This is a genomic window from Sulfuritalea hydrogenivorans sk43H (assembly GCF_000828635.1).
GTDB lineage: Bacteria > Pseudomonadota > Gammaproteobacteria > Burkholderiales > Rhodocyclaceae > Sulfuritalea > Sulfuritalea hydrogenivorans.
Genome location: NZ_AP012547.1, coordinates 818,005 through 834,616 on the forward strand (window position 1 = coordinate 818,005; position 16,612 = coordinate 834,616).

The following is a 16,612-nucleotide window of genomic DNA, read 5'->3' on the forward strand; positions in this document are numbered from 1 at the left end:
TGCTTGCGCCGCATAAACAAAATGTTTATATTGATGGTCATGATCCGCAGCTTCGCCGACAAGGAAACGGAATCGCTGTTTACGACAGGGCGGTCGCGGCGATTGCCGCAGAGCATCCTGCGTCGGGCGATGACGCGTCTGTATCAGATGCACTTCGCCAAGCGCATCGAGGATTTGCGGGAGCCGCCCTCGAACCGCCTCGAAGCACTGAAAGGCGATCGCGGCGGGCAATGGAGCATTCGCATCAACGACCAATGGCGTGTGTGTTTCCGCTTTGAAGACGGCGACGCCTTCAACGTGGAAATCGCCGACTATCACTGAGGAGTACCGATCATGAGCGATCCAACCGCGAACAATCCGGTCAACGGGATGCCGCCCATTCATCCGGGTGAGCTTCTGGCGGAAATTTTGGGCGACCGCAAGATGAGCCAGGCCGAGTTCGCCCGTGTCATCGGCGTTTTGCCGATGCGCATTTCGCATGTCGTTCGTGGCGAGCGTCCGGTGACGGCAGACCTTGCGCTGCGCTTCGGTCGCGCCTTCGGCCAGTCGCCGCAGATGTGGTCGAGCTGGCAGGCGGACTACGACCTCAAAATCGCGCAAAGCCACCTCGGCAAGGACTTGAAAAAAATTCCCCGGCTGGCTGCCTGAACGGGCGGATTTCACGCCGCCACCTCTACTATCGCCACCGCTTCCGCCTCGAAGCCGAACACATCCACCGCCCGCACGCAGACGCGGCGCGGGCCATCCTTCGCCGGCAGATCGAGCACCGCCTGCGTCACCACGCGCAGCGGATCGCCGTCGTTCTCCGTGTTGCCGCGATAGTCCTGCCACACCGAGCGGAACACCTTGCCGTCGTAGTCCGGGTCGACTGCCCAGTACTCGATCAGCGCCAGCGGTTCCCGGTTCGCCACCGCCTGCAACTTGGCGCGGTTGGCCTCATCGAGGTTGATCGCCTCGGGCGAGAGCAGCACATAGTTGGCGAGGCGCACGGTCAATATTTCCTGCGCCGTCTCACCAGCGCCGACTTTTGCCCGCTCTACCGGATGCAGCGTCAGGTATTGCAGGCTGGCAAAGCGCACTTGTCCGCGCAGCTTTTCCAGTCCGCCCTTCTTCTTCAGCCGATCCAGTAGGTCGGGCGGGATCACCAGCACTTCGAGGCGCGCATCGTTCATCGCCGCGATGCTTTCGCCTATGCCCGGCTCGAAGTTCCAGCCCAGCACCACCACCTTGTCCCAGCCGCCCATCAGTGTATCGCGCAGGGCGGCGGCTTTTTTGAGCGTCGCCGCGCCCGTCAGCTTGTTCGGCGAATCGGCCAGCACCAGCGTCTTCGAGCCGCCGGCCACGAGCTTACCGAGGTTCCGGTTGGCGTTGTCCTCCGCCGGCAGCGGCAGAGCGCCGTAGAGCGAGAGCACGATCTGCGACAGGTCGCCGACGCGGAAGCCCCGCCCCAGCGACGCTTTTGCCGCCTCCACCTGATAATCGCCGATGGCCTGATAGAGGAAGGGCTTGGCGTTCTGGTCGATCAGGCGCTTGCGCATGACCATGCAGGCCGGCTTGCCGAGGTCGCTGGTAATCCAGCGGCGGCCGAGCTTTTCGGCGACGGCAGCGGTGGTGCCGGAGCCGCCGAAGAAGTCGGCGACGAAGCCATTTTCTGGACAGGATGATTGAATAATGCGATCCAGTAGTTTTTCTGGTTTCTGCGTCGAATAGTCGACGCGTTCATTGGCTACTGGATTTACCGGCGGCAAATCGTCCCATACCGAGTCGACAATGTCCCCCTCTACCTCATCAAGGTAGATCTTTCGGCTACCTCCACCAGTCGGATTCACGTCAGATCGGCACAGCCGGCCAGTTTCGTCCGGTTTGAACCGCTTCAGGTATTCGGGATTGTGGGGTTTGTATTGGGTACGCCAGAAGTAGTTTGGAGATTTGGTGAATGAGAAAAGAACATCATGTTTTTGCGGAAATTTCTTTGCGGTAGATCGCTTGAAGCCGAAGTAGCTCCAGATGACTTCGTTGCGAAAACACTCCTTCCCAAACACCTCATCCATCACGATCTTCACGTAATGCCCGACGTGCCAGTCGAGATGCACATAGATCGAGCCGGTGTCGGCCAGCAGTTCGCGCATCAGAATAAGCCGCGGTGTGATCATCGCCAGATAGGAGGCCGTGCCGTCGGACCAAGTGTCGGAATAGGCGAACTGCTCAATGACGGTCGGCTTCTGTTCCAGTTCGACGCCGGGTAGCGCGACCTTGGTGCGGTAGTCGGCCTTGGAGTCGAAGGGCGGGTCGATGTAGATCAGGTCGATCTTGCCGCGCAGGCTCGGCGTCTGCTCGTCGCCGGCCAGTAGCGCCGCCATTGCCAGCAAGTTGTCGCCGTAGATCAGGCGGTTGGCCCAATCGCCCGCACCATTCGCCGTCCCGCCAGCGCCGACTTTCTGGCTGGCTGCGGCGAGATGCCCGGCGCGCTGACTCTGCGCGATCCAGTCTGTTGCCGCCGTGTCCTTGGCCGGCAGCACCCATTCGCGGGTTTGCAGGCCGACGCGGTGGCGGCCTTCGAGACTTTCGAGAATCTTTTCGGCTTCTTCGCGCCCGCGCTTGACGATATCGGGAAGCTGTTCCAACAGGCTTTTGGGCATGAACTTGATTGAAAGTTACGTTAATGACGTAACAATCATACAGGTTACGTAACCAGTTTGATTCTGGCCGTAATTTGGACGCATGGACAAAGCCAAAGCCAAATTCGCCCAACGCTTACGTCGGGCCATGGAGGAAGCGGGTTACGAGGGAAAGCCCGCCGTGCTGGAACGTGAGTTCAATCAGCGTTACTGGGGCAAGCCGGTTACGTTGCACGGTGTGCGCCGCTGGCTTGTGGGCGAGACCTTTCCAGCCAACGACAAACTGCTTGCGTTGGCGAAATGGCTGAACGTAACGCCGCAGGAATTGCGGGATGGGGTGGAGATCGCGCGGCAGGTGAGCGAGCGACGCAAGCGCTGGGACGAGGGCATCGGCTACCAGGAACGCGAGATGTTCGAGGCTTTCATGAGTCTGCCCGTGCCGCAGCGCAAGGCGGTGCGGGAAGTCATCCTCGGCCTTGTCCTGGCAGGCAAGACCGAGCCAAAGAAATAGCGCCGGCGAGCGTCAGGCCAGAAGCCGGTGCAGTTCAGCCGGGGCTGAGTACAGTCGTTTGCGTTCGCCGTAACAGCTTCTTGAAATCGGCGTTGAACGTGATCAATCGCAGGAAGCTGGCCAAAATCGTCGGTATCAGCCTCAGGCTTGCATCATCGGCGCATGCTTCAAGGGCATGGCCGCAGACTGCGAATGTTTGTGTGGTGGGGATGGTCGCGTCCGTGACGCGGCAATCAACACAATTGACGTCAGGCGTTATTGTCGGCGGCGTCCAGCACTGCCTTGTTACTGGTCGGGTTCAGGTCGGCAACCAAACCGCCGCGTCCCTTGAAGACGGGAATATTCCGTTTGCCGGTCTTGGTTGCGACATGTGGTGAGTGAAGGCGAAGCTGCAATCCTTCCTCGACCAGTCGCGTCAAACTGATTCGCTGCCGCGCCGCCAGCGCCTTGACGTTGGCCAGCAGCGAATCGTTGATGTCGAGCGTGATCTTCATGGGCCAACGATGCAGATTTCTGTGTAGTCGCTCAAGTTGCTGTTGTCGGCAGACGGCACAGCGGCGTCAGAAGCCGGTGCGGATTCCCGGCCACAAGGTTTCCAGCGCGCTCCTGAACTCGGCCTGGATGCGCGTCAGCGCGGCCTGCGTGTCGGCCTCGAAGCGCAGCACCACGACCGGCGTGGTATTCGAGGCGCGCGCCAGACCGAAGCCGTCGGCATACTCGGCGCGCACGCCGTCGATGGTGATCAGTTCGCGCGCGCCGGGCAGCAGTTTCTTGCCGCCGGCCCGCAGCTTCGCCACCAGCGCATGCGGCTCGCCCTCGTTCATCTTGATGTTGAGTTCCGGCGTCGAGATGGCGTTGGGCAGATTCTTCAGCGGCCAGTTGGAGTCTTCCCAGCGCGAGACGATTTCGAGGAGGCGCGCGCCGGTGTACAGCGCGTCGTCGAAGCCGAACCAGCGTTCCTTGAAGAACATGTGGCCGCTCATCTCGCCGGCCAGCGGTGCGCCGGTTTCCTTGAGCTTGGTCTTGATCAGGGCGTGGCCGGTGTTCCACATCAGCGGCCGGCCGCCCTGATGGCGAATCGACTCCGCCAGCCAGCGCGAGCATTTCACGTCGTAGATGATCTGGGCGCCGGGATTGCGGACGAGCACGTCGGCGGCGAAGAGCATCAACTGGCGGTCGGGGAAGATGATTTCGCCATCCCGGGTGACCACGCCGAGCCGGTCGCCGTCGCCGTCGAAGGCCAGGCCCAGTTCTGCACCGGTCTCGCGCAGGGCGCGCTGCAGGTCGACCAGGTTTTCTGGCTTGGATGGATCGGGGTGGTGGTTGGGAAAGTTGCCATCGACCTCGCAAAACAACTCGGTCACCTCGCAGCCCATGCGGCGGAACAGCTCCGGCGCGACACCGCCGGCCACGCCGTTGCCGCAGTCGATGACGATCTTCATCGGCCGCGACAGCTTGACGTCGCCGACGATGCGATCGAGATAGGCCTGGTGCACGCTGGCGTGGCGTACCACACCGCGACCCTGGCAAAAGTTATGCGAAGCGGTATCCCCTGGCGGGACGGCGCTGGCCGCATTTTTCTCTATGCGGCGACGCAGGTCCTGGATCATCTCGCCATACAGCGTCTGGCCGCCCAGCACCATTTTCAGGCCGTTGTATTCCGGGGGATTGTGGCTGCCGGTGACGGAGACACAGCTCTCGGTGCCGAGTTCGTGCGCGGCGAAGTAGGTCATCGGCGTCGGCACGCAGCCGATGTCGATCACGTCCACGCCGGTTCGGGTAATGCCGTCGGCCAGCGCACTCGCCAGCGCGGGTCCGGAGAGGCGGCCGTCGCGACCGATGACGATCGCCTTGATGTCGCGCGCTACGGCTTCGCTGCCCAGCGCCTGGCCGATCCTGCGCACGGTGTCCGCCGTCAGCGTGGTGCGGACGATGCCGCGAATGTCGTAGGCCTTGAAGATCTCGGGTGCGAGTGTGCGCATGTCTGCCGCCGGATGAGTTGGATGGCGGAAATTATCGCACGCGCAAGTTCGCCGGCGGATGGGCGTCGAAGTGCGCCAGCAGGCGCTGCGGCAGCCAGTCGAGGCGGCCGGGCAGGGTGCCGTGCACGAAGCCGACGTGGCCGCCGTGAGCCGTCACTTCGAAGCTCACGGCCGCGGACAAGGCATCGCGCCGCGGCAGCGCGGCTTGCGGCAGGAAGGGATCGTTGGCGGCATGCAGCAGCAGCGTCGGCGCTTGCACGGTGCCCAGCAGCGGACCGGCGCTGCTTTTCGCGTAATAGTCGTCGGCGCCGGCAAAGCCATGCAGTGGTGCGGTCGCCGCATCGTCGAAGTCGCGCAGGGTGCGCGCCGCCCTGGCGCGATCAATGTCGATGCGACCGGGGAAGCGGCGCTCCTTGGCCAGTGCCGCTGGAATCAGCGTGCGCAGGAAATGCCGCGCATAGACCCGGTTGAAGCCGGATGAAAGTGCGGTGTTGGCGGCGGCAAGGTCAAGCGGCGCGCTCACTGCCGCCGCCGCGTCGATCACGCTGGCCGCCTGGCTGCCTTGCTCGGCCAGCCACTTCAGCAGCGCGTTGCCACCGAGCGAAACACCGGCAACGAACAGCGCCGGATCACCGCGCGCCCGCAGGCGGCGCAGCACCCAGTCGATCTCCTGCGAGTCGCCCGAGTGATAGGCGCGCGGCAGGCGATTCGGCTCGCCCGAGCAACCACGGAAATGCACCACCACGCCGTGCCAGCCACGCTGCTCCACTGCGTGCATCAGCCGCCGCGCATAGTGGCTGCGCGAACTGCCTTCGAGGCCGTGGAACAGCGCCACGCAGGGTGTGCCGGCGCGACCGGAAATCCAGTCGAGGTCGATGAAGTCGCCATCCGGGGTGTCCCAGCGCTCGCGCCGGTAGTGCGGTAGCGGCCCCTTGATCAGCAACGGCCAGATGGTCTGCGCGTGGCCGCCGGGCAGCCACTCCGGCGCCAGATAGCGAGGTGTTTCCACAGCGGCGTTCAGTGAAGGACTCGTGGCGCTTCGCCGAGGCTGTCGGGCGGTACCGGCGAAGCATGGTGGGCGACCATGCGCCAGCCGAGGGCCCCGCGTACGTAGATGTTGGTGGCCGCCACCGGCGCGCTCATGCTCTCGTTGTCAACGGTGGCGATATGCTCGAGCAGGGTGCTGACCATCGCGAAGGGTGTCGTTACGGAGGTCTGCTGCGACAGACGCACCCTGAGCTTGCGGCCGTTGGCGAAGACATGCTGCCAGGCTTCGCGGATCATCGTGTAGCCGACCAGGCGCGGCCCGCCGGGATGCACGCAGACGACTTCCTCGTCTTCGGCCCAGACCGCCATCATGGCTTCGATGTCGCAGCGCTCCAGCGCTTCGTAGAAAGCCGCTTCGACATCCTGCGGCGTGGCGAAAAGTTTCTGCCCGGGCATGGTCAGCTCCGCAACTTCGCGGTGACGTTCGCCGCGATCTGTTCAGGAGTGATTCCGTTCATGCAGTCGAAATGTCCCAGCGGACATTCGCGCTTGAAACAGGGGCTGCACGGCAGGTTTCGTGAAATGATTTCCGCCTCCGCCGACAACGGTGGCGTGTAGGCCGGCGACGACGAACCGTAGAGCGCGACGAGCGGCCGCCCCAGCGCCGCGGCCACGTGCATCAGGCCGGAGTCGTTGCTGACCACGCAGCGTGCGGAAGCAATCAGGTCGATGGCCTGTTCCAGCGAACTGCGGCCGCACAGGTTGAGCGCCGCGCCTTCCGCCGCCGCGCTGATTTCATCGCCCACCGCGGCATCCTTGGCCGAACCGACCAGCCAGACCGGGTTTTGCGGGCTCGCGACGAGCCGCGCCAGCGCGGCAAAGTGCTGCGACGGCCAGCGTTTGGCCGGGCCGTATTCGGCGCCGGGGCAGAAGATCACCGGTGCGGCATCGAGAGGCAGGCCCAGTTCCCGGCGTACTGCTTGCTGCTGTTCCACCGTGGAACTCAGATGCGGTTGCGGCAAGGTCGCGGGCGGCGGCCCGGCCAGCGCGGCATAGCGCTGCACCAGTTGCGGATGCGCGCTTGCATCGAGCCGATGGCGTTCGTTGAGCAGCAGGTAGCGGGCTTCGCCCTGATAGCCGATGCGGCGGGGAATTCCGGCGAAGAAGGGCACCAGTGCCGACTTCCAGGAGTTCGGCAAGACGTAGGCTTTTGAAAAGTCGGCGCTGGCGAGACGGCGGCCCAAAGCGCGGCGCGCACCGAAATTGAATTCGCCATGGCCGAAGGGATTGACGATGACCGCATCGACCTCGCCCATGCGCCCCAGCAGCGGCGCCGACCAGTTCGGCGCCAGCACCTCGATGCGGGCGTCGGGATGTTTGCGCTTGAGCAGCGCGAGCAGCGGCTGGGCGAGAATCGTGTCGCCGATCCAGGACGGAGCGACGACAAGAATCTTCATACCGGAAGTGGAGCGCGAATCTGGCGACGAAGCTTAATGGTGGCCCTTGGGGCGCTCGCCTTCGAAGCGGTATTGCGTGCCGCAATAGGGGCAGGCGGCCTCGCCGGACTCGCTTTTCAGCACGTCGATGAAGACGCGCGGATGGCGGGCCCACAGCGGCGCGCCAGGACGCGGGCAGGCCAGCGGCAGATCGTGGGCGGTAACGGCAACCTGGCGTTGCGATTCGTCGAGTGTGGTCATGGCTTACCTCGGTTAAATGTGAGGAAACTCGCTCGGAGGCACGAGTGACATTCGAGCGCAGCGAGCCGATCAGTCACCCCGCCTCGGGGCGGGGCCGGGGTGGGGGCGACCAATTCGCCCTTGCGTTGTTTCATGCTCAGAGATGTGTCGTACTCGACCGTGAGCGTTAAATATAGCTCAGCCAGTCCTTGTGGGCCGGCACCTTGCCGTTCACCACGTCGAAGAACAGGCTCTGGATCTTCTGGGTGATCGGCCCGCGGCTGCCGGCACCGATGGTGCGGTTGTCGAGCTCGCGGATCGGCGTGACTTCCGCCGCCGTGCCGGTGAAGAAGGCTTCGTCGGCGATGTAGATGTCGTCGCGCGTCAGGCGCTTGGCAATCACCTGGTAGCCGAGTTCCGCGGCCAGCGTGATGACGGTGTTGCGGGTGATGCCCATCAAGGCGGAGGCGATCTCGGGTTCGTAGATCACGCCGTCCTTGATCACGAACAGGTTTTCCCCGGCGCCTTCGGCAACGAAGCCATCGACGTCGAGCAGCAGGGCCTCGTCGTAGCCGTCCTCGGTGGCTTCCATGTTGGCCAGGATCGAGTTGGCATAAGTGCCGGCGAACTTGGCGCGCGCCATGTTGACGTTGACGTGGTGCCGCGAGTAGCTGGAGGTCTTGACCCGGATGCCCTTCTCCATGCCTTCCTCGCCGAGGTAGGCGCCCCAGGGCCAGGCCGCGATCGAAACATGCGTCGCCGCGCCGCGCGGGCTGACGCCCATCTTTTCCGAACCGTAGAAGGCGATCGGGCGCAGGTAGCAGGATTCGAGCTTGTTGCTGCGCACGACTTCCTTGTGCGCCTCGATCAGCGTCGCCTTGTCGTAAGGCATCGGCATGCGGTAGATGTGCGCCGAATTGAACAGCCGGTCGGTGTGCTCCTTGAGGCGGAAAATCGCGGTGCCGGAGACGGTCTTGTAGGCGCGCACACCCTCGAACACGGCGAGGCCATAGTGCAGCGAGTGCGTCAGCACGTGGGTGGTGGCATCGCGCCAGGGCACGAGCTTGCCGTCGTACCAGATGAAGCCGTCACGGTCGGCCATGGACATGGTGGGTCTCCAGCATTGCGGTGAATGAAGTAGTGATTTTAGCAGGGGCGCTAAAATACGCGGATGAATCGTGTCTGGAAACCCAATGTCACCGTGGCTGCGCTGATCGAGCGCGAGGGGCGCTTCCTGCTGGTCGAGGAGGAAACCGAAGACGGCCTGCGCTTCAACCAGCCCGCCGGTCACCTCGACGAGGGCGAGTCGCTGGTTGCGGCCTGCACCCGCGAAGCTGCCGAGGAGACTGCGTGGAGTTTCAATCCGACGGCGCTGGTCGGCATTTACCAGTGGCCGCGGCCGCAGGGCGACATTACCTATTTGCGCTTTGCCTTTTCCGGCGAGTTGGGTGCGCATGAGGAAGGCCGTACACTCGATGCCGGCATCCTGCGCGCCGTCTGGATGACGCCGGACGAAATTCGCGCCAGCGCCGATCGCCATCGCAGCCCGCTGGTCTGGCAGTGCGTGAGCGACTACCTCGCCGGGCGGCGCTTCCCGCTTGAACTTTTGAGGCACTACGACTGACCACCATGTCCAAGGGAAAAATAATCGTCGGGCTTTCCGGCGGCGTCGATTCGTCGGTTGCGGCGCTGCTGCTCAAGCGCGAAGGCTACGAAGTCATCGGCCTGTTCATGAAAAACTGGGAGGGTGACGATACCGATGAGTATTGTTCCTCGCGCCAGGACCTGGTCGACGCCGCTGCCGCGGCAGACGTCCTCGGCATCGAGTTCGAGGCCGTCAATTTCGCCGAGGAATACCGGGAACGGGTGTTCGCCGATTTCCTGCGCGAATACCAGGCCGGGCGCACGCCGAATCCCGACGTGTTGTGCAATTCGGAAATCAAGTTCAAGGCCTTTCTCGACCATGCCATCGCGCTCGGCGCCGACAAGATCGCCACCGGCCACTATGCGCAGGTGAGGGAGTTCCTCGGCGAATGGCAATTGCTCAAGGCCGAGGACGGCACCAAGGACCAGAGCTATTTCCTGCATCGCCTGAACCAGGCGCAGCTGGCGAAGACACTGTTTCCCGTCGGCCACTTGTACAAGCGCGATGTGCGCAAGATTGCCGAGGAGGCCGGCCTGCCCAACCATGCGCGCAAGGATTCGACCGGCATCTGCTTCATCGGCGAACGACCCTTCCGCGAATTCCTGGCGCGCTACCTGCCGAAACAGCCGGGCGAGATTCGCGTGTTCGGCACCGATCGCGTGATCGGCCGTCACGAGGGCCTGATGTACTACACCCTCGGCCAGCGCGAAGGCCTCGGCATCGGCGGCGTCAAGGGCGCGCCGGAGGAACCCTGGTTCGTCGCCGGCAAGGACATGGACAAGAATGTCCTGTGGGTGGTGCAGGGCCACGAACATCCCGCCCTGCTTTCCGGCAGCCTGGTGGCCCGGGATCTCTCCTGGATTTCAGGACGCGCACCGCACACGCATTGGGTTTATGCGGCGAAAACACGCTACCGCCAGCCGGATGCGGCCTGCGATGTCGAGCGCGTTTCGGAGACGGAATGCGAGGTCGTCTTTGCTGCTCCGCAATGGGCAGTGACCCCCGGACAGTCGCTCGTACTCTACGAATCGAAGGTTTGCCTGGGCGGCGGCGTGATTGCAACATCGCAGGCGCAACGTGAATAAATACCTTGCACAAGCCCGGTAGAACGGGTTTAGAATATTTTTTGGGCGGGATGCCCTCAAAACTCAGGAGGAATTTAAGGTATGAATAAGGCAGAGCTGATTGAAATCGCCGCCAAGGAAGCCGACATTAGCAAGGCTGCCGCTGGCAAGGCGCTGGATGGAATCATGGCAGCAGTGGTGAAAGCGGTTTCGAAAGGGGATACCGTTACTCTCGTAGGCTTCGGCACCTTCAAGTCGGCCAAGCGCGCAGCGCGCACCGGCAAGAATCCGAAGACCGGCGCCACCATCAAGATTCCCGCGACCACCGTGCCGAAGTTCAGCGCGGGTTCCGGTTTCAAGTTGGCGGTTTCCGGCAAAAAAGCCAAGAAGTAAGGTCACAGGATTCCAGAAAAAGGGCCCGCACTGCGGGCCCTTTTTTTGTCCGCGCGAGGCGTGCGGATGGCATCCAGGCGACATGCCTTCGGTGGCATCCCGGTGGCCGCAAGAAAATTCCCGCCGGATTTCCATTGTCTTTTCAGCCCCCGCTGATTATTCTCTCCATTGAAACGGAATTTTGGGAGGCCCATCATGATCAACACACAACATCAGGACCATCTGGTCGAGTTCGCCGTGTTCGGCGAATTCACCCTGGCCGACTTCAAGGAATTCGAGGAACTGGTTGTTCACGAGATCAATTTCTCGGGAACGGTAAACCTGCTGGTCGATCTGCGCGACATGGCGGATTTCACGCTGGATGTGGTCTGGGAGGAAATCCGCTTTTCCCAGCAGCACGCCGGCGACTTCAATCGCATTGCGGTGATCACCGAAAGCCAGTGGGTGGCATGGAGCGCTTGGCTGGAGCAACTGTTCGTCAATGCCGACGTGACGGTGTTCGAGGATGAGGCCGAGGCTCGCGCCTGGCTCGCCGAAAAAGCGAATGACTGCACTGAAGGAGTCGCCGGCCGCGTTGCTGGTCAGCGCGGAACAACTTGCCGCTCATCCCGAGTGGCGGGTCTTTGACTGCCGCCATGATCTGAAGAATACGGAATACGGCCGCCAGGCCTATGCCCGCGGCCACATTCCCGGCGCGCTGTTCCTGCATCTCGACGACGACCTGTCGGGTGCAAAGGATGGAAGCAATGGCCGTCATCCGCTGCCCGATGTGGCCAGTTTCGCAGCACGCATGTCGGCCTGTGGCGTCGATGCGTCGACGCAGGTAGTGGCCTACGACAACGAAGGCGGAATCTTTGCGTCGCGCCTGTGGTGGATGCTGCGCTGGCTTGGCCATGACAAGGTGGCGCTGCTCGACGGCGGCTTGCCCGGCTGGCGGCGCGGCAAGCGGGCGCTGGAAGAAACGGTGCCCGTGGTGGCGCCGCGCGTATTCACGCCGCAACCACGGAACATGACGGTCGACGCGGGACAGGTGCTGTCCAGCCTGCAGTCGGAAGATATGCTGATCGTCGATGCGCGCAGCCCGGAACGGTTTCGCGGCGAGAACGAGACGCTAGATCCGGTGGGCGGCCACATTCCCGGCGCGGTGAATCGCTTCTACTTCGACAATCTCGATGACGACGGCTGCTTCTTCAAACCGGTGGCGGAACTGCGCGCGGAATTCGACGCGCTGCTTGCCGGTCGACCGGCAACGGATGTCGTGCAGCAGTGCGGCTCGGGCGTCACCGCCTGCCACAACCTGCTGGCGATGGAACTGGCCGGGCTCAGCGGCTCGAAGCTGTATCCCGGATCGTGGAGCGAGTGGTGCGCCGATGCTTCGCGGCCGGTGGCGACGGGCTAGTAGTCAGTCGGTGGCGTGGCGTGCCAGTGCCCACGCCACATGTTCGCGCACCAGCGGCAACGGATGATCGGCGCGTGAGCGCAGGGCGCCGAGCACCGCTTCGCTCGGCGGTGCATTGCCCAGCGCCACGGCGATATTGCGCAGCCAGCGCTCGAAGCCGATGCGGCGGATCGGCGACCCGGCCAGCCTTTCGTTGAAATCGTTTTCGTCCCAGGCGAAGAGTTCGACCAGTGTCGCCCGGTCGAGATCGTGGCGTGGCGTGAAGTCGGTCTCGCGCGCCAGGGGCGCGAAGCGGTTCCACGGACAGGCCAGCTGGCAATCGTCGCAGCCGTAGATGCGGTTTCCCAGCAGGGGCCGCAGCGCTTCGGGAATGCTGCCCTTGAGTTCGATCGTGAGGTAGGAAATGCATAGCCGCGCATCGACCTGGTAGGGCGCGACGATGGCCTGCGTCGGGCAGGCGTCGATGCAGGCGGTGCAGTTGCCGCAGTGATCGGTGACCGGCGTATCCGGCGCCAGCGGCAGGTCGGTGAATATCTCGCCGAGGAAGAAATACGATCCCGCCTCGCGGTCGAGCAGCAGCGTGTGCTTGCCGCGCCAGCCCAGTCCGCTGTTCTGCGCCAGGCCGACTTCCATCACCGGCGCGGAGTCGGTGAATACCCGGTAGGCGAACTCGCCGATCTCGTCGGTGATCCGGTCGGCCAGTTTTTGCAGGCGGGCGCGCAACAGCTTGTGGTAGTCGCGGCCCAGCGCGTAGCGCGAAACGAAAGCCCGCTCGCCGTCGGCCAGCGCTTCCTGGGAGTCGGCGCTCGCGGGACGGTAATTGATGCGTGCCGTGATGATGCTGCGCGTGCCCGGCACCAGTTCGGTCGGCAGCGCGCGCTTGTTTCCCGCTGGCGTCACGTGGGCCGCCATATAATCCATCTCGCCATGGAAGCCGGCGACCAGCCATGCGTCCAGAGCTTCTGCGGCGCCGTCGACCCGGGTGCCGGAAAAGCCGATCGCATCAAAGCCCAGTTCGCGGCCCCAGCGCCGTATGCCGTCCTTCAACGCCGTCGAGTTTTTTTCATCGCCATGCATGCCGACCATCTTACTTTAGCGTTGCCGAACGAAGCCGATACCCTGGCGCTGGGTGCTGCCGTGGTCGGCAATCTGGTGCCGGGCATGGTGGTCTGGCTCGATGGCGACCTCGGCGCGGGCAAGACCACGTTGGTGCGCGGCCTGTTGCGCGCGGCCGGCGACAGCGGCCCGGTAAAAAGCCCCACTTACACACTGGTTGAAGTTCACGTGGTTTCTGGATTAAACTTCTATCACTTTGATTTTTATAGATTCAATCAGGCGGAAGAATATCTCGATGCGGGGCTCGATGAGTATTTTTCAGGAAGCGGAATTTGTCTGGTCGAATGGCCCGACAAGGCCGCGCCATACCTGCCGCCCGCCGATATGCGAATCGAGTTGCGCGTGGATCCGAGCGGCGAGGGGCGCATCGCGTCCATCACCGCAGCAAGTGACAAGGGACGCACATGCCTCGCCGGCGTGATGTCCTCAAGTTCGCCGCGGCCAGCCTGACGCTGCTGGTATCGAGAGTCGGCGCTGGCGCCACGGCGGGAACCAGCATTCTTGCCGTACGCGTCTGGCCGGCACGCGACTACACGCGGGTGACGCTGGAGCACGACCAGCCCATCAAGTATTCCCATCTGCTGGTGAAGGACCCCGAGCGGCTGGTGCTCGACCTCGAAGGCGTCGAGTTCAACTCCGTGCTGCAAACGCTGCCCTCGAAGATCCTCGACTCCGACCCCTACATCAAGCTGATCCGCGCCGGACGCAACAAGCCGGGCGTGGTGCGCCTGGTGATCGAACTCAAGGGGGAAGTGAAGCCGCAAGTGTTTTCGCTGAAGCCGGTCGGCGAGTATGGCCATCGGCTGGTGCTCGACCTGTATCCGGTGGAGCCGATCGACCCCTTGATGGCGCTGCTGGAAAAAACCGGCGAGGCGCCGCCGAAGGCCGAGCTGAAGCCCGCCGAGCGACCCGCCGAAAAGCCGGCCGAGAAGCCCGAGATCGCGCGCCTCGTCACCATCGTGCTCGACCCCGGCCATGGCGGCGAAGACCCCGGCGCGATCGGGCGCGGCGGCAGCCACGAGAAGAACGTCACCTTGTCGGTGGCGCGGCGCCTCAAGGAAAAGATCGATGCCACGCCGAACATGCGCTCGGTGCTGACGCGCGACGGCGACTATTTCATCCCGCTGCAGCAGCGCGTCGGCAAGGCACGCCGGGTGCAGGCCGACCTGTTTGTTTCGGTGCATGCCGACGCATTCATCAAGAGCACCGCGCGCGGTTCCAGCGTATTTGTCTTGTCCGAAACCGGGGCGTCGAGCTCGGCGGCGCGCTGGCTGGCGAACAAGGAAAACTCCGCCGACCTGGTCGGCGGCGTGAACCTCGGCGCCAAGGACCCGTATCTGGCGCGCACCCTGCTCGACCTGTCGCAGACGGCGACCATCAACGACAGCCTCAAGCTGGGCAAGGATGTGCTGGGCGAACTCGGCCGCATCAATACGCTGCACAAGGGGCAGGTGGAGCAGGCCGGCTTCGCCGTGCTCAAGGCGCCGGACATTCCCTCGATCCTGATCGAGACCGCCTTCATTTCCAATCCCGAAGAAGAGGCGCGCCTCAACGACGAGGCCTACCAGGACCGCATGGCCGACGCGATCCTCAAGGGCATCCGCCGCTATTTCGCGAAAAATCCGCCGCTGGCCAAATCCAAGCTGGCACGGCTGGATTGATTCTGGCGGAAAATCTTACCGCAGAGGCGCAGAGGATTCGCAGAGAAAACCAGATGCGAACAATTTGCCGTAGTTGCTTCCCTCTGCGCTGCCTTTCTCTGCGTCTCTGCGCCTCCGCGGTGAAGCCTTCATGCCTTGTGGTTCAGGTCGCACCGGCCTAGCTTGATATAATCGCCCGCTTTCCCTGCTGCCTCAACCCCATGCTGGTTTTTCGCGGTGTTCCCGAGCGGGCGACGACGTCCACGGTACTGACCATCGGCAATTTCGATGGCGTGCATCGTGGCCATCGCGCGCTGCTCGCTGAATTGACAGCCAAGGCACGCGAACTCGCGCTGCCGGCGACGGTGCTCACCTTCGAACCGCATCCGCGCGAACTGTTCGCGCCGGACCAGGCGCCGGCGCGCCTGGCCAGTCTGCGCGACAAGTTCGAACTGCTGGCCGAATGCGGCGTCGATCGGGTTCATGTCTGCCGCTTCACGCGCCAACTGGCGGCGCTCACCGCCACGGAGTTCATCGAGAACATCCTGGTGCGGGGCTTGTCGGTGCGGCATCTGATCATCGGCGACGACTTTCGTTTCGGCAAGGGACGCGGCGGCGACTTCGCCATGCTGCAGCAGGCCGGTCACGAGCATCGCTTTGCGGTCGAGGCCATGCATACGGTGGATTTCGGCGGTGTCCGCGTCTCCAGCTCCGCCGTGCGCGAAGCCCTGGCGGCGGGCGACATCGAGCGTGCCGAGCAACTGCTGGGCCGAGCTTTCGTCATTGCCGGGCGCGTCATGGATGGCAGGAAGCTCGGTCGCACCATCGGCTTCCCCACTGCCAACATCCAGGTGCGGCGCAAGCGCCTGCCCTTGTCCGGCGTGTTCGCCGTCACTGTCTCCGGCGTCGATTCGAAGCCGCTGCCCGGCGCGGCCAACATCGGCGTGCGCCCGACGGTGGACGAAGGCCTCAAGCCGGTGCTGGAAGTCCATCTGCTGGATTTCGATCGCGACATCTATGGCACGCACGTCGATGTGAACTTCCTCCACAAGCTGCGCGACGAAGCGAAATTCGATTCCCTCGACGCGCTCAAGGCGCAGATCGCCCGCGATGTAGCCGACGTGAAGGGATTTTTTTACCGCAGAGGCGCAGAGGCGCAGAGATGACGCAGAGAAAGGCCATTGCGGAGACTGATTTCAACGATCTGAGTGGACGCGTCATTGGGGCAGCCATCGAGGTGCATCGTCAGGTGGGGCCGGGTTTACTCGAATCGGCGTATGTGGAGTGCCTTGGATGGGAGCTTGAGCAGTCCGGACTCAGTGTCAAACGCGAGGTGATTGTGCCCTTGCGCTACAAGAAGTTGACACTTGCGCAATCCTATCGACTGGACTTGCTGATTGATGATTGTTTGATTGTTGAAGTGAAGGCGGTTGAAAAGTTGATGCCGATCCATGACGCCCAGTTACTGACCTATCTCAGGCTGATGGACAAACGACTTGGCCTGCTTATGAATTTCAATGTTGATGCGATGCGCAACGGCATCAAAAGGCTGGCAAATGGACTTTGACCTGTATTCCTCTG

21 protein-coding genes are annotated in these 16,612 nt (G+C 63.2%); 12 read left to right on the plus strand and 9 right to left on the minus strand.

Annotated features, from left to right (window positions below):
* Positions 1 to 21: 21 nt before the first annotated feature.
* Both SUTH_RS04000 and SUTH_RS04005 read left to right on the plus strand, forming a co-directional pair.
* A complete protein-coding gene (locus SUTH_RS04000; protein ID WP_331709764.1) occupies positions 22 to 321 on the plus strand; it encodes a type II toxin-antitoxin system RelE/ParE family toxin in 300 nt (99 codons plus the stop codon).
* Between the two features lie 12 nt (positions 322 to 333).
* The gene (locus SUTH_RS04005; RefSeq protein ID WP_041097270.1) at positions 334 to 648 is read left to right on the plus strand and encodes a HigA family addiction module antitoxin; all 315 of its coding nucleotides are present in this window, start codon (positions 334 to 336) and stop codon (positions 646 to 648) included.
* Between the two features lie 11 nt (positions 649 to 659).
* Here the strand turns inward: SUTH_RS04005 and SUTH_RS04010 are convergent, their stop codons facing one another.
* The gene (locus SUTH_RS04010; RefSeq protein WP_041097272.1) at positions 660 to 2,639 is read right to left on the minus strand and encodes a site-specific DNA-methyltransferase; all 1,980 of its coding nucleotides are present in this window, start codon (positions 2,637 to 2,639) and stop codon (positions 660 to 662) included.
* Between the two features lie 82 nt (positions 2,640 to 2,721).
* Between SUTH_RS04010 and SUTH_RS04015 the strand changes: the two genes are divergently transcribed.
* Complete coding sequence (locus SUTH_RS04015) at positions 2,722 to 3,129, plus strand: hypothetical protein (protein ID WP_041097274.1); 408 nt, start codon at positions 2,722 to 2,724, stop codon at positions 3,127 to 3,129.
* 248 nt (positions 3,130 to 3,377) lie between these two features.
* Here the strand turns inward: SUTH_RS04015 and SUTH_RS04020 are convergent, their stop codons facing one another.
* The 7 genes from SUTH_RS04020 to SUTH_RS04050 form a co-directional block, all read right to left on the minus strand.
* Entirely contained in the window at positions 3,378 to 3,623 is a 246-nt protein-coding gene (locus tag SUTH_RS04020; RefSeq protein ID WP_041097276.1) for a DUF6364 family protein, read from the minus strand.
* Between the two features lie 66 nt (positions 3,624 to 3,689).
* Positions 3,690 to 5,111, minus strand: coding sequence for a phosphomannomutase/phosphoglucomutase (locus SUTH_RS04025; protein WP_041097278.1), 1,422 nt, complete (start codon positions 5,109 to 5,111; stop codon positions 3,690 to 3,692).
* Between the two features lie 31 nt (positions 5,112 to 5,142).
* The gene (locus SUTH_RS04030; RefSeq protein ID WP_041097280.1) at positions 5,143 to 6,120 is read right to left on the minus strand and encodes a hydrolase; all 978 of its coding nucleotides are present in this window, start codon (positions 6,118 to 6,120) and stop codon (positions 5,143 to 5,145) included.
* Positions 6,121 to 6,128: 8 nt separating this feature from the next.
* On the minus strand, positions 6,129 to 6,554 hold the full coding sequence (locus SUTH_RS04035) for a YybH family protein (RefSeq protein ID WP_041097282.1): 426 nt from the start codon (positions 6,552 to 6,554) through the stop codon (positions 6,129 to 6,131).
* A gap of 2 nt (positions 6,555 to 6,556) precedes the next feature.
* Complete coding sequence (gene waaF, locus SUTH_RS04040; RefSeq protein WP_041097284.1) at positions 6,557 to 7,555, minus strand: lipopolysaccharide heptosyltransferase II; 999 nt, start codon at positions 7,553 to 7,555, stop codon at positions 6,557 to 6,559.
* Between the two features lie 33 nt (positions 7,556 to 7,588).
* A complete protein-coding gene (locus SUTH_RS04045) occupies positions 7,589 to 7,795 on the minus strand; it encodes a zinc-finger domain-containing protein (RefSeq protein ID WP_041097286.1) in 207 nt (68 codons plus the stop codon).
* A 166-nt stretch (positions 7,796 to 7,961) separates the two neighbouring features.
* On the minus strand, positions 7,962 to 8,882 hold the full coding sequence (locus SUTH_RS04050) for a branched-chain amino acid transaminase (RefSeq protein ID WP_041097288.1): 921 nt from the start codon (positions 8,880 to 8,882) through the stop codon (positions 7,962 to 7,964).
* Between the two features lie 63 nt (positions 8,883 to 8,945).
* Here SUTH_RS04050 and SUTH_RS04055 point away from each other — a divergent pair, with 63 nt between their 5' ends.
* The 5 genes from SUTH_RS04055 to SUTH_RS04075 all read left to right on the plus strand — a co-directional run bounded on the left by SUTH_RS04055 (position 8,946) and on the right by SUTH_RS04075 (position 12,275).
* Complete coding sequence (locus tag SUTH_RS04055; protein ID WP_041097290.1) at positions 8,946 to 9,398, plus strand: NUDIX hydrolase; 453 nt, start codon at positions 8,946 to 8,948, stop codon at positions 9,396 to 9,398.
* Positions 9,399 to 9,403: 5 nt separating this feature from the next.
* Positions 9,404 to 10,504 (plus strand): tRNA 2-thiouridine(34) synthase MnmA, encoded by a 1,101-nt coding sequence (gene mnmA / locus SUTH_RS04060; RefSeq protein ID WP_041097292.1) that lies wholly within the window; start codon positions 9,404 to 9,406, stop codon positions 10,502 to 10,504.
* An 81-nt stretch (positions 10,505 to 10,585) separates the two neighbouring features.
* Positions 10,586 to 10,876 (plus strand): HU family DNA-binding protein, encoded by a 291-nt coding sequence (locus SUTH_RS04065; RefSeq protein ID WP_041097294.1) that lies wholly within the window; start codon positions 10,586 to 10,588, stop codon positions 10,874 to 10,876.
* A 195-nt stretch (positions 10,877 to 11,071) separates the two neighbouring features.
* Entirely contained in the window at positions 11,072 to 11,503 is a 432-nt protein-coding gene (locus SUTH_RS04070) for a SpoIIAA family protein (RefSeq protein WP_084207244.1), read from the plus strand.
* Positions 11,421 to 12,275, plus strand: a complete 855-nt coding sequence (locus tag SUTH_RS04075; protein ID WP_041097296.1) for a sulfurtransferase — start codon at positions 11,421 to 11,423, stop codon at positions 12,273 to 12,275. Before SUTH_RS04070 ends, SUTH_RS04075 begins: the two co-directional genes overlap by 83 nt.
* Before the next feature lie 3 nt (positions 12,276 to 12,278).
* Here SUTH_RS04075 and queG read toward each other — a convergent pair whose 3' ends face one another.
* Positions 12,279 to 13,352 carry a tRNA epoxyqueuosine(34) reductase QueG gene (queG, locus tag SUTH_RS04080; protein ID WP_148312844.1) on the minus strand — a complete coding sequence of 358 codons (1,074 nt, stop codon included), beginning with the start codon at positions 13,350 to 13,352 and terminating at the stop codon, positions 12,279 to 12,281.
* Between queG and tsaE the strand changes: the two genes are divergently transcribed.
* The 4 genes from tsaE to SUTH_RS04100 all read left to right on the plus strand — a co-directional run bounded on the left by tsaE (position 13,347) and on the right by SUTH_RS04100 (position 16,598).
* Complete coding sequence (gene tsaE / locus SUTH_RS04085) at positions 13,347 to 13,841, plus strand: tRNA (adenosine(37)-N6)-threonylcarbamoyltransferase complex ATPase subunit type 1 TsaE (RefSeq protein WP_041101632.1); 495 nt, start codon at positions 13,347 to 13,349, stop codon at positions 13,839 to 13,841. The two genes, queG and tsaE, sit on opposite strands and share 6 nt — an antisense overlap.
* Complete coding sequence (locus tag SUTH_RS04090) at positions 13,796 to 15,052, plus strand: N-acetylmuramoyl-L-alanine amidase (protein ID WP_041097300.1); 1,257 nt, start codon at positions 13,796 to 13,798, stop codon at positions 15,050 to 15,052. The genes tsaE and SUTH_RS04090 overlap by 46 nt, the downstream gene beginning before the upstream one ends.
* Positions 15,053 to 15,252: 200 nt before the next feature.
* Positions 15,253 to 16,197 (plus strand): bifunctional riboflavin kinase/FAD synthetase, encoded by a 945-nt coding sequence (locus SUTH_RS04095; RefSeq protein WP_041097301.1) that lies wholly within the window; start codon positions 15,253 to 15,255, stop codon positions 16,195 to 16,197.
* Complete coding sequence (locus tag SUTH_RS04100; protein WP_052473201.1) at positions 16,194 to 16,598, plus strand: GxxExxY protein; 405 nt, start codon at positions 16,194 to 16,196, stop codon at positions 16,596 to 16,598. Before SUTH_RS04095 ends, SUTH_RS04100 begins: the two co-directional genes overlap by 4 nt.
* The last annotated feature ends 14 nt before the right edge of the window (positions 16,599 to 16,612 follow it).

Coding starts and splice junctions, on each gene's coding strand:
- SUTH_RS04075 (WP_041097296.1), top strand. CDS start 11,421: ATGACTGCACTGAAGGAGTCGCCGGCCGCGTTGCTGGTCAGCGCGGAA.
- tsaE (WP_041101632.1), top strand. CDS start 13,347: ATGCATGCCGACCATCTTACTTTAGCGTTGCCGAACGAAGCCGATACC.
- queG (WP_148312844.1), bottom strand. CDS start 13,352: ATGCATGGCGATGAAAAAAACTCGACGGCGTTGAAGGACGGCATACGG.
- SUTH_RS04095 (WP_041097301.1), top strand. CDS start 15,253: ATGCTGGTTTTTCGCGGTGTTCCCGAGCGGGCGACGACGTCCACGGTA.
- SUTH_RS04050 (WP_041097288.1), bottom strand. CDS start 8,882: ATGTCCATGGCCGACCGTGACGGCTTCATCTGGTACGACGGCAAGCTC.
- SUTH_RS04070 (WP_084207244.1), top strand. CDS start 11,072: ATGATCAACACACAACATCAGGACCATCTGGTCGAGTTCGCCGTGTTC.
- SUTH_RS04010 (WP_041097272.1), bottom strand. CDS start 2,639: ATGCCCAAAAGCCTGTTGGAACAGCTTCCCGATATCGTCAAGCGCGGG.
- SUTH_RS04065 (WP_041097294.1), top strand. CDS start 10,586: ATGAATAAGGCAGAGCTGATTGAAATCGCCGCCAAGGAAGCCGACATT.
- waaF (WP_041097284.1), bottom strand. CDS start 7,555: ATGAAGATTCTTGTCGTCGCTCCGTCCTGGATCGGCGACACGATTCTC.
- SUTH_RS04025 (WP_041097278.1), bottom strand. CDS start 5,111: ATGCGCACACTCGCACCCGAGATCTTCAAGGCCTACGACATTCGCGGC.
- SUTH_RS04100 (WP_052473201.1), top strand. CDS start 16,194: ATGACGCAGAGAAAGGCCATTGCGGAGACTGATTTCAACGATCTGAGT.
- SUTH_RS04055 (WP_041097290.1), top strand. CDS start 8,946: ATGAATCGTGTCTGGAAACCCAATGTCACCGTGGCTGCGCTGATCGAG.
- SUTH_RS04005 (WP_041097270.1), top strand. CDS start 334: ATGAGCGATCCAACCGCGAACAATCCGGTCAACGGGATGCCGCCCATT.
- SUTH_RS04045 (WP_041097286.1), bottom strand. CDS start 7,795: ATGACCACACTCGACGAATCGCAACGCCAGGTTGCCGTTACCGCCCAC.
- SUTH_RS04015 (WP_041097274.1), top strand. CDS start 2,722: ATGGACAAAGCCAAAGCCAAATTCGCCCAACGCTTACGTCGGGCCATG.
- mnmA (WP_041097292.1), top strand. CDS start 9,404: ATGTCCAAGGGAAAAATAATCGTCGGGCTTTCCGGCGGCGTCGATTCG.
- SUTH_RS04000 (WP_331709764.1), top strand. CDS start 22: ATGTTTATATTGATGGTCATGATCCGCAGCTTCGCCGACAAGGAAACG.
- SUTH_RS04035 (WP_041097282.1), bottom strand. CDS start 6,554: ATGCCCGGGCAGAAACTTTTCGCCACGCCGCAGGATGTCGAAGCGGCT.
- SUTH_RS04090 (WP_041097300.1), top strand. CDS start 13,796: ATGCCTCGCCGGCGTGATGTCCTCAAGTTCGCCGCGGCCAGCCTGACG.
- SUTH_RS04020 (WP_041097276.1), bottom strand. CDS start 3,623: ATGAAGATCACGCTCGACATCAACGATTCGCTGCTGGCCAACGTCAAG.